Below are 12157 nucleotides of genomic sequence, written 5' to 3' on the forward strand. Positions count from 1 at the left end.
CTGGCGGCCGCCGCGCGCATCAGGCGAACGGCCGGTCGATCGCCGGCGACGGTGGCGTGAACCACTGCGCGCCGTCCTCGGTGACGTAGAAATGGTCCTCCAGGCGCACGCCGAACTCGCCCGGCACCACGATCATCGGCTCGTTGCTGCAGCACATGCCCGGTGCCAGCGCCAGCGCGTTGCCGCGCACCAGGTACGGCGCCTCGTGGATGCTCATGCCGCAGCCATGGCCGGTGCGGTGCGGCAATCCCGGCAAGCGGTAGTCCGGTCCCAGCCCGGCCGCCTGCAGCACCTCGCGCGCGGCCTGGTCCACCGCCGCGCAGCTCACGCCCGCACGCACCGCGGCGAACGCGGCCGCCTGCGCATCGTGCTCCAGCTGCCAGATGCGCCGCTGCTTCTCGCTCGGCTCGCCGAAGATGTAGGTGCGGGTGATGTCGGAGTGGTAGCCGTGCACGGTGCAGCCGGTATCGATCAGCACCAGCTCGCCCGGACGCAGCGCCTGCACCCCGGGGATGCCGTGCGGGTACGCGGTGGCGTGGCCGAACTGCACGATGCAGAAGGTGGACCCGTTGTCGGCGCCGAGCGCGCGATGCGCCTGGTCGATGAAGCGCACCAGTTCGGCGGTGGTGATACCCTCGTGGATCAGCCCGGCGGCCAGCCGCTGCACCTGCAGGGTCATGTCGCAGGCCTGCTGCATCAACGCCAGTTCCGCCGCCGACTTGCGCATGCGGCAGCCATCCACGATCGGCGCCGCATCGCGGATCGCGACCCGGTCCAGCACCGCGCTCAAGCCGCTGTGCACGGCGAAGGCGATGCCCGGATCCAGGGCCAGCGCCTGCGCGCCGAGTTCGCTCAGCGCCTCGGCGACCAGCGCATGCGGATCCTCGTGCTCTTCCCACAGCCGCTTGCGCACCGGGATGCGCAGCACCGCGTCCAGCGAACCTTCCTCGAACGCCGGGCAGATCAGCAGCGGATCGCCCTCGGCGGTCAGCAGCATCGCCACCAGGCGCTCGCTGGCGCCCCACGGCACGCCGGTGAAATAGCGCAGCGAGGCGCCGGCGCCGATCAGCAGCGCATCGGCGCCCTGCGCGCGCAGCAGCGCGCGCGCCCGCTCCAGCCGCTGCTGGTATTCCTGCGGCTGGATCGGCGGCGCCTGCGCCGGCCACGGCGCCAGCTGCGCACGCGCCATGGCCAGGCTCAGCCCGCCGATCTGCGCGGTGGCGCTCATGCCGCGCGCTCCACGTCGGCCACGCTCCACTGGCCGTCGATCAGCCGCTGCACGCCGCCGGGATTGCGGTCGCGCAGCAGCTCCGGCAGCAGCGCATCGGGCAGGCCGTCGTAGCTGTGCAACGCGGCGAAACGGCGGATCGCGGCCGGCATGCCGACCGCGGTGAAGCCCGGATGGCCGGTGCTCGGGTACGGCCCGCCGTGGTTCATCGCCGCGCTGACCGCCACGCCGGTCGGCATCTTGTTGCAGATCAGGCGTCCCACCCGCGGCCGCAGCGCCGCGGCCAGCGCGGCGAACAGCACGTCGTCGCTGCCGTCGGCGGCGCGGTACATGGTGCCGGTGAGGTTGCCCTCCAGGCTGTGCGCCAGCGCGGTCATCTCCGCCAGGCCGGCCACGCGCACCACCAGGCTGACCGGGCCGAACGCCTCGGTCTGCAGCGCCTCGGGCTGTTGCAGGAAGGCCTGCACCGACACCGCCAGCAGGGTCGGCGCGTGCCGATAGCCCGGCGCCGCTGCCGCCTCGCCGCCGGCCAGCACCGCAGCGCCGGCATTGCGCAGCGTGGCCACGCCGCGCTGCAGGTGCTCGAGCACGCCGCGCGAGAACAGCAGGCTCGGCGCGGCGTTGGCGAAGTGCGCGCTGGCCGCGGCGACGAACGCATCGCCGGCCTCGCCCTCGGGCACCACCACGATGCCGGGGTTGGTGCAGAACTGGCCGCTGCCCATCGTGCACGAGGCGAAGAATTCCTGCGCCAGCGCGGTGCCGCGCTCGGCCAGCACGCCCGGCAGCAGGAACACCGGATTGACGCTGGACAGCTCGACGTAGGCCGGCACCCCGGCGCGGTCGGCCGCGGCCTTCAGCGCCAGTCCGCCGGCACGGCTGCCGGTGAAACCGATCGCGCCCAATCGCGGATCGCCGGCCAGTTCCAGGCCCAGCGTGTTGTCGAAGTGGTACAGCAACTGCACCGCCGCGGCCGGCAGGCCGTTGTCCAGCAGGGCCTGGTGCGCGAGCTGCGCCAGGCGCTGGCTGGTGGCCGGATGCGAGGGATGCGCCTTGGCGATGACCGGATTGCGCGCAGCGATGGCCGAGGCGAAATCGCTGCCGGCCACCGCGTTGAACGCGAACGGAAAATTGTTCGGGCCGAACACCAGCACCGGCTTGTGCAACGGTCCCAGCTGCGCGCGCAGCCCGGCCGCGGTGTCGATCACCGGCTGTGTCCAGCTATGGCGGCGCACCGCCTGCGCGGCCTGGCGCAGCTGCCCGCTGGCGCGCGGCAGCTCCACCTTGGCCAGGCGCGGTTCGACCGGCAAGCCGGTCTCGGCATGCGCCAGCGCGACCAGTTGTTCGACGTCGGCATCGATCGCCGCGGCGTAGGCGTCGAGGAACCCGGCGATGCGCTCGGGCGCCGCCGCGGCCAGCGCGTCGGCGACCAGCACCGCCGCGCTCAGCGCCGCTTCCAGGTCGGCGGCGCCGCTGACCGGGAACTCCGGTCCGATCGCGTTCCCGTCGCGCGGGTCCTCGGCGCGGAAGCTGCCGCGCGCTTCCAGCGACGGCTGCCAATGGCCGGCAAGCAACAGCGGCTGCATGCTCATCTCAGAGCCCGGGGTGGGTGGCGATGGCGTGGTCGATCACCTTCAGCGCCGCTTCGCGCTCGGCGCCGTCGACGACCAGGCGCGGCGCGCGCACGCGCTCGCTGCCCAGGCCGACCTTCTCCTGCACCAGCTTGATCAGCTGCACGAACTTGGGCACGGTGTCCAGGCGCAGCAGCGGCAGGAACCAGTCGTACAGCGCCTTGGCCGCCGGGTAGCCGCCGTCGCGGGCCAGCTCGAACAGCTTCACCGACTCCTTCGGATACGCGTTGACCAGGCCGGCGATCCAGCCCTTGGCGCCCATGCTGAGGCCTTCGACGATCGCATCGTCCATGCCCACCAGCAGCACCAGGCGGTCGTTGAGCAACTCGCCCAGCGCGGCGAAGCGGCGCACGTCGCCGGAGGATTCCTTGACCGCTTGCAGGTTCGGGAATTCGGCGGCCAGCTCGGCGATCTGCGCCGGGCTGAAATCGGTCTTGTAGGCGACCGGGTTGTTGTACAGGATCACCGGCAGGTCGGTGGCGGCGATGACCGCACGCGCATGCGCGCCCATCTCGCGCCAGTCGGTGGAGTACACGTACGGCGGCAGCACCATGAGCCCTCCGCAGCCGATCTGCTTGGCCGCCTGCGCCAGGCGCACGGCCTCGTCGGTGGACAGCGCGGCGATGCCCGGCACCACCGGGATGCGGCCGTCCAGCGCCTGCACCAGGGTCTTCAGGATCGCGACCTTGTCGTCGAAGCTGAGCGTGGCGGCCTCGCCGAGCGAGCCCAGCGGCACGATCGCGGTGCAGCCGGCGTCGACCATGACCTGCGCATGCTTGGCCAGGAACGCGTGGTCGATGCTGCCGTCGGCGTTGAACGGAGTGGTGATGGCCGGCAGCACGCCGTACCAGAAGGAAGCCTTGCTCATGGGATTACACCTTGTCGAGGGTTGTGAGTGGAGGTTCGGGAAGAAGTGGATCGGGAAGCGATTGGGCGAGCGCGTCCAGGCGCACCGGGAACAGCGGCGGCCGGCGGCCGTCGTCGGAAAAATCGTCGTGCCGCGGCGCCAGCCCCAGCTCGGTCAGCGCGCTGCCGCAGATGCGGCCCTGGCAGGCGCCCATGCCGCAGCGCGAGACCAGCTTGGCATCGCGCAGGTCGGCATGGCCGCACAGCGCCGACAGCGGCACGTCCTCGCAGCGGCACACCAGCGTGTCCGGTGCGGCCAGCGCGTGGATGCGCGGGTCCAGCGCGAACTGCCGCTGCAGCAGCGCGGCGAACGCGCGCGCGCGCCGCCGCGGCGCTTGCAGCGCCTGCGCCGCGGCGCCCTGCCCGGCCGCCAGGTGTCCGGCGATGGCGCCTTCGATGCGCGCGCAATCGCGCCCGCCGATGCCCAGCGCCTCGCCGGCCGCATACACGCCTGCGACGCTGGTACGCAACTGCGCATCCACCGCCACGCACGGATGCGCGCCGCTGCGCGCCAGGCGGCAGCCGAGCAGTTGCGCCAGCTCCACGTTCGGCACCAATCCGTAGCCGACCGCCAGCTGATCGCAGTCGATGCGGCGGCGCCCGCGCGGGCCGTCGATCTCGACGGACTGCAGCTGGCCATCGCCCTGCGCCGACAGCACCACGCTGCCGGCGTGGTAGCCGACGCCGGCCAGTTGCGCGCGCAGGGCCAGCGCCTGCAGCGCCTTGTCCGGCCAGCGCCACGGCAACTGCGCGGCGAAACCGGCCAGCGCGCGCAGCGGCGCCTGTTCGACGATGCCCAGCACCTGCGCACCGTGGCGGCGCAGCGTCGCCGCGCTGGCCAGCAACAGCGGCCCGCTGCCGGCGACCAGCACGCGCTTGCCGGCCAGCGGCCAGCCCTGCTTGGCCAGCGCCTGCGCGCCGCCGGCGCCGGTGACGCCAGGCAAGGTCCAGCCGGGGAACGGCAGCAGCAGCTCGCGCGCGCCAGTGGCCAGCACCAGCGCGTCGTAGCCGATCCAACGGGTGCCCTGCGGGCCGTCGGCCAGCAGTTGCCGATCCTGCGCCATCAGCAATTGGGTCTGCGCCAGAAATGCGATCTTGCTCGCCGCCAGCTGCGCCAGCGTGCGCGCGGCCAGCCGCGGCGGCGCATGGGTCACGTCGTGGCGCCAGATCTGGCCGCCGGCGCGCGCCTGCAGGTCGACCAGCGCCACGCGCCGGCCGTGCCCGGCGGCGGCCAGCGCCGCCGCCAGTCCGGCCGGACCGGCACCGGCCACGACCACGTCGTACTGCAGCGCGCGCGGCTCAGCCATCGGTCCACACCTGCATGCCGTCGCGCACCGGAGTGATGCAGGCGCGCAGCTGGCCGACGCCATCGATATGCACCCGGCATTCGCTGCACACGCCCATGCCGCACAGCGGCGCGCGCGGCTGGCCGTTGCGCGAACGGCGGAAATGCACCGCGACCTGCGCCACCGCTGCGGCCACGCTGCTGCCGTCCAGTACCTCGACGGCCTGACCGTTGATCTGCAGGCGCAGCATCGGCGCGCTCACGACAGCGCCCGCGCCGGCGCGAACGGCGCCGGGTCCAGCACGGGAGTGCGCTGCAAAACCAGATCCAGCAACAGCCGCGCGCTGCCCAGCGCGGTGGTCACGCCCAGCCCTTCGTGGCCGGCCGCGACCCACACGTCGGCACGCTCGGGCACCGCGCCCAGGTAGGGACGGCCGTCGGGCGTGGCCGGACGCAGCCCGGTCCAGACCCGGATCGCCTGCAGCTGGCGCAGCCCGGGCAGGAACGCGAACGCGCGCTCGAGCATGCGTTGCAGCATCGGCATCGACACGCTGCGGTCGCTGGCATCGAATTCGCGCGAGGAACCGATCAGGATCTGCCCGGTCGGCCGCGGCTGCACGTTGAATGCCACGCTGCTGCCGTCGCTGCCGTGCGCGCTGTCGGCATAGCCCAGCTCCAGCAATTGGTGGCCGACGAAGCCCGGATAGCGGTCGGTGATGACCAGCTGGCCCTTGCGCGCGCGCATCGGCAGTTCCGGCAGCAACTCCGACAATGCACAGCCGGTGGCGACCAGCACCGGCCCGCTGAGGGTACTGCCGTCGTCCAGGCGCAGTCCGCCGGCGGCCAGCGCCAGCGCGCGGCGCCCGGCGAACAGCTGCGCACCGGCGGCGAGCGCACGCTCGACCAGATGCCGCGCCATCCGCGGCGGATACACCACCGCTTCGGCGGCCACGCGCATGCCGCCGGCCAGCCCCGGCACCAGCGCCGGCTCCAGCCGGTACAGCGCCTCGGCGTCGATCGCCTCGGCGCGTACCCCGGCCGCGGCCAGGCGTTGGATCTTGGCCGGAATCGCCTCCAGCTCGCGCGCCTGCCGCGCCACCCACAGCGTGCCGCAGCGGCTGAACTCGGCCGCCGGCAACTGCGCGAATGCTTCCCACAGGCGCAGCGAATAGGACGACAGCGCCAGTTCCGCCGGATCCTCGTCCATCGCCACCAGATGGCCCATCGCCGCGGCGGTGGAACCGCCGCCGATCGTGCCCGACTCGACGATCGCCACCCGCAGCCCGGCGGCGGCGGCCGCATCGGCGCAGGCCGCGCCGACGATGCCGGCGCCGACGACGATCAGGTCGAAGCCGCTCATCCGGCGCCAATGCCCCAGGCGAACGGATCCTGCGCATCGATCAGCAACTGCGCGCGGGCGGTGATGTGCGCCTGCCCGGTGATCCGCGGCAGCACGCCGCGGGTGCCCGGCATGTAGCTGCCTTCGAACAGGCTGCCGAGGATGCCCTCCTGCCGCCACACCTGGCCGGCGGCCAGCTTGCCGTCGGCGGCCAGGCACGCCAGCTTGGCGCTGGTGCCGGTGCCGCACGGCGAACGGTCGTAGGCCAGGCCCGGGCACAGCACGAAGTTGCGCGCGTCGGCGCCGGTGTCCGGCGCCGGGCCGTTGATCTCGATATGGTCGATCTCGCCGTCGTCGGCGCCGCGGATGCCGGCCGCCTCCAGCGCCAGCCGCAGCGCCTCGGTGTACGCGGTCAGCGCGCGCTGGTTGCGCAGCTCCAGCGCACACGGCGTCTGCTCGGTGATGAAGAACCAGTTGCCGCCCCAGGCCACGTCGCCGCGCACGCGGCCGTAGCCGGGCACCTGCACCTCGATGCCGGCGGCATGGCGGTAGCTTTCCACGTTGTCCACCGAGACCCGGCCGTCGCCGTGCAGCTCCACCCCGACCGTGCCCACCGGGGTCTCGATGCGGTGCGTGCCCGGCGCCAGCCGGCCCAGCTCGGCCAGCGTGCGCACCAGGCCGATGGTGCCGTGGCCGCACATGCCCAGGTAGCCGACGTTGTTGAAGAAGATCACCGCCGCGCAGGCGTCGGCCGCGATCGGCGGCAGCAGCAGCGCGCCGACCATGGTGTCCGAACCGCGCGGTTCGCAGGCGATGGCGCTGCGCCAGCGATCGAAGCGATCGCGGAACAGATCGCGCCGTTGCGCCAGCGGGCCGGTGCCCAGGTCGGGGAAGCCGGCGACGACGACACGGGTCGGTTCGCCGCCGGTATGCGAGTCGATCACATCGAGTGTATGCATAGGCCCATGCTCACATTCCGGGCCGCCGGCGGCTAGCAGCGTTTGCCTGTCATAAATGCGGAAGTTCGCATAACCCGAGCCTCCCGCCAGGTCCGACTTAGGCTAGGATCGGTCATCGGGAGTGGGCATGCCATGGCGTGCCCACCGCCGCCGCCTACAACCGCCCGGTGAGTGCAGATGGATACTTTGATTTCCGCGCTGGAAATGCAGACGCTGTTCGATGCGCTGCCGGACGTGGTGTTCTTCGTCAAGGACCGCGACGGCCGCTACACCCACGTCAACCTGACCCTGGTGCGGCGCCTGGGCAAGAAATACCGCGCCGACCTGATCGGCAAATCGGCGCTGGAAGTGTTCCCGCTGCCGCTGGGCGGCAGCTATCTGATGCAGGACCGGCGCGTGCTGTGCGGGGAGATGATCGAGAACCAGCTCGAGGTGCACCTGTTCCCGAACCGCACCCCGGGCTGGTGCCTGACCTTCAAACGCCCGCTGTGCGAGCAGGACGAGGTGATCGGCGTGGTCGGCATCTCCCGCGACCTGGGCCAGCCCGACAGCCGCCATTCGGCCTACGAGCGCATCAGCCGCGCGATGGAGCACATGCAGACCCACTACGGCGACAACCTGCGCGTGCAGACCCTGGCCGACCTGGCGGAACTGTCGGTGGCGCAGCTGGAGCGGCACTTCCGCCGCGTGTTCCAGCTGACCCCGCAGCAGTTGCTGACCAAGATGCGGATCGAAGCGGCGATGCGCCTGCTGCACGGCGAGGAGAGCATCGCCAGCATCGGCCAGCTGTGCGGCTTCGCCGACCAGAGCGCGTTCGCGCGCCAGTTCAAGGCCACCGTCGGCATGACGCCGCGCGATTACCGGTCGATGAAGGGGAAGCTCTGAGGGGCCGGGATTGGGGATTGGGGATTGGGGATTCGTAAGGGCGCTGCGCCTGCAGGGTGCAGGAATGTCGCTTTTACGAATCCCGAATCCCCAATCCCCAATCCCGGCCCCAACAGCCACAGTGGTAGCATTCCCGGTTTAAGGTCACCGCGTTATCCATGGTCAGCCTATTCCGTCGCAACAAGCCCCAGGACCACGCTGGCGATAGCCGCAGCACCCAGCGCTACAGCATCGAGGAACTGGCCGCCGCCTTCCCCAAGCCGGCCGGCGCAGCGCCGGCCGCCGAGCCCGCCGCCGTTGCAGCGCCTGTCGCTGAACAGGCACCGCCGCACGCGGCGCCAGCCGCAGCGCCAGTGGCGCGCGACAGCGGCCGTCCGAGCGCCGACGCCGCACCGCTGCCGCCTGCCCCGATCGCCGTGCCGCCCCCCGGCGCAACGCCGCTGCCGCCACAGGCGCCGACCGCGCCAGCGGAAGCGCGCGTTCCCGCCCCGGCCGTTCCCGCCGTGGCGACGCCCAGCGCGCCGATGCCCACGCCGGCGCCGGCGAGCGCGCTCGCCGCAGGCGACGACCTGCAGCGCAGCGACGCCGCGCCGGCCGCGCCTGCCGGCAAGCCCGGCTGGCGCGAGCGCCTGCGCAACAGCGCCATCGCGCGCAGCTTCGGCGGCCTGTTCTCGCGCAATCCCAAGCTCGACGACGACCTGCTCGACGAGATCGAGACCGCGCTGATCACCGCCGACGTCGGCGTGCCGGCCACCACCGCGCTGATCGAGAACCTGCGCAAGCGCATGAAGGCGCGCGAATTCGTCGATGCGCAGGCGCTGCTGCGCGCGCTGCGCGCCGACCTGATCGCGATCCTGCTGCCGGTCGCCAAACCGCTGCAGATCGACCGCACTGCCAAGCCGTTCGTGGTGCTCACGGTCGGCGTCAACGGCGTCGGCAAGACCACCACCATCGGCAAGCTGGCCAAGCGCTTCAAGGACGACGGCCACAGCCTGATGCTGGCCGCCGGCGACACCTTCCGCGCCGCCGCGGTGGCGCAGCTGCAGGCCTGGGGCGATCGCAACGGCGTCACCGTGATCGCGCAGGGCCAGAACGCCGACGCCGCCTCGGTCGCGTTCGACGCGCTGCAGGCAGGCAAGGCGCGCGGCACCGAGGTGCTGATCGCCGACACCGCCGGGCGCCTGCACACCCAGACCGGGCTGATGAACGAGCTGGGCAAGATCCGCCGCGTGCTCGGCAAGCTCGACCCGGCCGCGCCGCACGAAGTGCTGATGGTCATCGACGGCACCACCGGCCAGAACGCGCTGTCGCAGCTGCGCCAGTTCCACGCCGCGGTCGGCGTCACCGGGCTGGTGGTGACCAAACTCGACGGCACCGCCAAGGGCGGCGTGGTGTTCGCGCTGGCGCGCGAGTTCGGCATCCCGATCCGCTTCGCCGGCATCGGCGAGCGCCCGGAAGACCTGCGCGTGTTCGACGCCGAAGCCTTCGTCGACGCGTTGCTGCCGGAAGCGCTGGGCGCCTGACCTAAAGCCCCTCTCCCAGCGGGAGAGGGGTTGGGGTGAGGGTACGGCGCGAAAGCGTCTCGCTGCCCCAACTACACTGGGCTTCGCCCGCACCCTCATCCGCCCCTTCAGGGCACCTTCTCCCGGTGGGAGAAGGAACGACTCGATGCCAGCATGCGCCAGCCCCCAGACACCTTCGCCCCCCGCCTGCTCGCCTGGTTCGACCGCAACGGCCGCCACGACCTGCCCTGGCAGCATCCGCGCAGCCCCTACCGCGTGTGGCTGTCGGAAATCATGCTGCAGCAGACCCAGGTCGCGGTGGTGATCCCGTACTTCCTGCGCTTCCTGCAGCACTTCCCGACCCTGCCCGACCTGGCCGCGGCCGGCACCGACGCGGTGATGGCGCAATGGGCCGGGCTGGGCTACTACGCCCGCGCGCGCAACCTGCACGCCGCGGCCAAGCGCTGCGTGGAGCTGCACGGCGGCGAACTGCCGCGCGATTTCGACGCGCTGCACGCGCTGCCCGGCATCGGCCGCAGCACCGCCGGCGCGATCCTGAGCCAGGCCTGGAACGACCGCTTCCCGATCCTGGACGGCAACGTCAAGCGCGTGCTGACCCGCTACCACGGCATCGCCGGCTATCCGGGCCTGCCGGCGGTGGAGAAACCGCTGTGGGCGATCGCGCAGGCGCACGTGGCCGCGGTCGCCGACGGGCGCATGGCCGACTACACCCAGGCGCAGATGGATTTCGGCGCCACCCTGTGCACCCGCGCCAATCCGGCCTGCGTGCTGTGCCCGCTGCAGGACGACTGCGTGGCGCGCCGCGATGGCCTGGTCGAAGCGCTGCCCACGCCCAAGCCGGGCAAGACCCTGCCCGAGCGCGAGGCGCTGGCGTTGCTGCTGGAGAACGCCGCCGGCGAACTGCTGCTGCAGCGGCGCCCGCCGAGCGGCATCTGGGCCTCGCTGTGGACGCTGCCGCAGGCCGAGAGCGAGAACGAACTGCGCGCCTGGTTCGAACGCGAGACCCGCGGCCGCGACTTCGACGATGCCGAGCCGATGCCGCCGATCGTGCACACCTTCAGCCACTATCGGCTGCACCTGCAGCCGCTGCGCCTGCGCAAGGTCGCCTTGCGCGACGCGGTACGCGACAATGACGCCCTGCGCTGGGTCGCGCCTGCCGGCCTGTCCGCGCTCGGCCTGCCCGCCCCGATCCGCAAACTGCTCGACGGCCTCTGATCGTCGCCCGCCGCGCCACCAGGAACCGCCATGTCCCGCACCATCTTCTGCCAGTACCAGCAACGCGACGCCGAAGGGCTCGACTACGTGCCGTATCCCGGCGACATCGGCCAGCGCGTGTTCGCGCAGATCGGCAAGGCCGGCTGGCAGGCATGGCTGGCGCACCAGACCATGCTGATCAACGAGAACCGGCTGTCGCCGCGCGACCCCAAGCACCGCGCGTTCCTGGAGACGGAACTGGAGAAATTCCTGTTCCAGGGCGGCGCGGTCAAGCCCGAGGGCTATGTGGAACCCGAACAGGAATCCTGAGCGCGACGGAAGCCCCGCGGCACCGACGAATGGTTTCTGCGGCAAAGCTGCTTGCAGCGCTCGGTCGAGGCGCCATCCCCTTTGTGGGAGCGACTTCAGTCGCGACGAAGCTTTACAGGTACCACCCGTCGCGACTGAAGTCGCTCCCACAACGACTTGCGGCGAGCCATCCGTCGTCGTTTCAGGAGCGGCCTCGGCCCCGACATGATCCGCAGCCGACAAGCTCACCGATTCGCTTGTCACGACCATCACCGAGGTCACCCGACGCGGTCCCTGCCGACGCGCGACCAGCCGACCGGGCCTGCCACACAATCCGCTTCCTGCATCATGGCACCGCACCTGGCGCCCCATACGCAACGCGGTCGCCGACTTCCTGCAGCAGCGCGAACCGCGACGCGCCGGTACCGCGCCCTACCCGCCCGGCGCCTGCTGCGCCCGCTCCTGCACCTTGGCCTCGCGCAATTCCTTTTCCGACGTGCGCAACGCCTTGATGTCGAGCGGGCGGATGCTCTGGATGCGGCACGGCAGGCGAATCGCGCCCGGGCTGCCGCCGATCACCAGCACGTCGTCGAAGCGCGCCGAGACCCGGTCGCTGAAGTGGGTGATGGCGATCGTCGGCGCGTAATCCAGATCGGCGCAACGGCCGCTCAGCTCCAGCAGATAGGCCTGGTTCGGCCGCGTCCACACCGCCAGTGCGCTGTCGCCGAGCGCGGTCCAGCCGCTGAGCCGGTTGAAGTACTGGAAGTCGCGCACCGGCGCGGCGGCGTGCGCGCGGTACAGCGCCAGGCGCTCGTCGTCGCTGATCCGGTTGCTGGCGCAGCCGGCCAGCGCGGCCAGTCCGAGCAGTGGCAGCAAGAGGCGTTTCATGGCGAATGCTCCC

12 protein-coding genes are annotated in these 12157 nt (G+C 71.9%); 4 read left to right on the forward strand and 8 right to left on the reverse strand.

The window, feature by feature from the left end; genetic code table 11:
* Window positions 1–19: 19 nt before the first annotated feature.
* The 7 genes from NRY95_13950 to NRY95_13980 are packed head-to-tail and all read right to left on the reverse strand — an operon-like array spanning window position 20 to window position 7345.
* The gene (locus NRY95_13950; GenBank protein ID UYC14833.1) at window positions 20–1228 is read right to left on the reverse strand and encodes a Xaa-Pro peptidase family protein; all 1209 of its coding nucleotides are present in this window, start codon (window positions 1226–1228) and stop codon (window positions 20–22) included.
* Window positions 1225–2817: an aldehyde dehydrogenase family protein gene (locus NRY95_13955; GenBank protein UYC14834.1), complete on the reverse strand. Its 1593-nt coding sequence runs from the start codon at window positions 2815–2817 to the stop codon at window positions 1225–1227. The genes NRY95_13950 and NRY95_13955 overlap by 4 nt, the downstream gene beginning before the upstream one ends.
* Before the next feature lies 1 nt (window position 2818).
* Window positions 2819–3724 carry a dihydrodipicolinate synthase family protein gene (locus tag NRY95_13960; GenBank protein ID UYC14835.1) on the reverse strand — a complete coding sequence of 302 codons (906 nt, stop codon included), beginning with the start codon at window positions 3722–3724 and terminating at the stop codon, window positions 2819–2821.
* Window positions 3725–3728: 4 nt separating this feature from the next.
* Window positions 3729–5069, reverse strand: coding sequence for an NAD(P)/FAD-dependent oxidoreductase (locus NRY95_13965; GenBank protein UYC14836.1), 1341 nt, complete (start codon window positions 5067–5069; stop codon window positions 3729–3731).
* Window positions 5062–5298: a (2Fe-2S)-binding protein gene (locus NRY95_13970; protein UYC18594.1), complete on the reverse strand. Its 237-nt coding sequence runs from the start codon at window positions 5296–5298 to the stop codon at window positions 5062–5064. Before NRY95_13970 ends, NRY95_13965 begins: the two co-directional genes overlap by 8 nt.
* A gap of 8 nt (window positions 5299–5306) precedes the next feature.
* Window positions 5307–6407 carry an FAD-binding oxidoreductase gene (locus NRY95_13975; GenBank protein ID UYC14837.1) on the reverse strand — a complete coding sequence of 367 codons (1101 nt, stop codon included), beginning with the start codon at window positions 6405–6407 and terminating at the stop codon, window positions 5307–5309.
* The gene (locus NRY95_13980) at window positions 6404–7345 is read right to left on the reverse strand and encodes a 4-hydroxyproline epimerase (protein UYC14838.1); all 942 of its coding nucleotides are present in this window, start codon (window positions 7343–7345) and stop codon (window positions 6404–6406) included. Before NRY95_13980 ends, NRY95_13975 begins: the two co-directional genes overlap by 4 nt.
* Before the next feature lie 177 nt (window positions 7346–7522).
* Here NRY95_13980 and NRY95_13985 point away from each other — a divergent pair, with 177 nt between their 5' ends.
* The 4 genes from NRY95_13985 to NRY95_14000 all read left to right on the forward strand — a co-directional run bounded on the left by NRY95_13985 (window position 7523) and on the right by NRY95_14000 (window position 11277).
* Window positions 7523–8230 (forward strand): AraC family transcriptional regulator, encoded by a 708-nt coding sequence (locus NRY95_13985; GenBank protein UYC14839.1) that lies wholly within the window; start codon window positions 7523–7525, stop codon window positions 8228–8230.
* A 158-nt stretch (window positions 8231–8388) separates the two neighbouring features.
* On the forward strand, window positions 8389–9753 hold the full coding sequence (ftsY, locus tag NRY95_13990) for a signal recognition particle-docking protein FtsY (protein UYC14840.1): 1365 nt from the start codon (window positions 8389–8391) through the stop codon (window positions 9751–9753).
* Window positions 9754–9906: 153 nt separating this feature from the next.
* Window positions 9907–10968, forward strand: coding sequence for an A/G-specific adenine glycosylase (gene mutY / locus NRY95_13995; GenBank protein ID UYC14841.1), 1062 nt, complete (start codon window positions 9907–9909; stop codon window positions 10966–10968).
* Window positions 10969–10998: 30 nt separating this feature from the next.
* Window positions 10999–11277, forward strand: a complete 279-nt coding sequence (locus tag NRY95_14000) for an oxidative damage protection protein (protein ID UYC14842.1) — start codon at window positions 10999–11001, stop codon at window positions 11275–11277.
* 411 nt (window positions 11278–11688) lie between these two features.
* Here the strand turns inward: NRY95_14000 and NRY95_14005 are convergent, their stop codons facing one another.
* Complete coding sequence (locus NRY95_14005; GenBank protein UYC14843.1) at window positions 11689–12144, reverse strand: DUF6491 family protein; 456 nt, start codon at window positions 12142–12144, stop codon at window positions 11689–11691.
* Window positions 12145–12157: the final 13 nt, after the last annotated feature.

This window comes from Xanthomonas campestris pv. phormiicola, assembly GCA_025666215.1.
In the GTDB taxonomy this organism is placed as follows: Bacteria; Pseudomonadota; Gammaproteobacteria; order Xanthomonadales; family Xanthomonadaceae; genus Xanthomonas_A; species Xanthomonas_A campestris_A.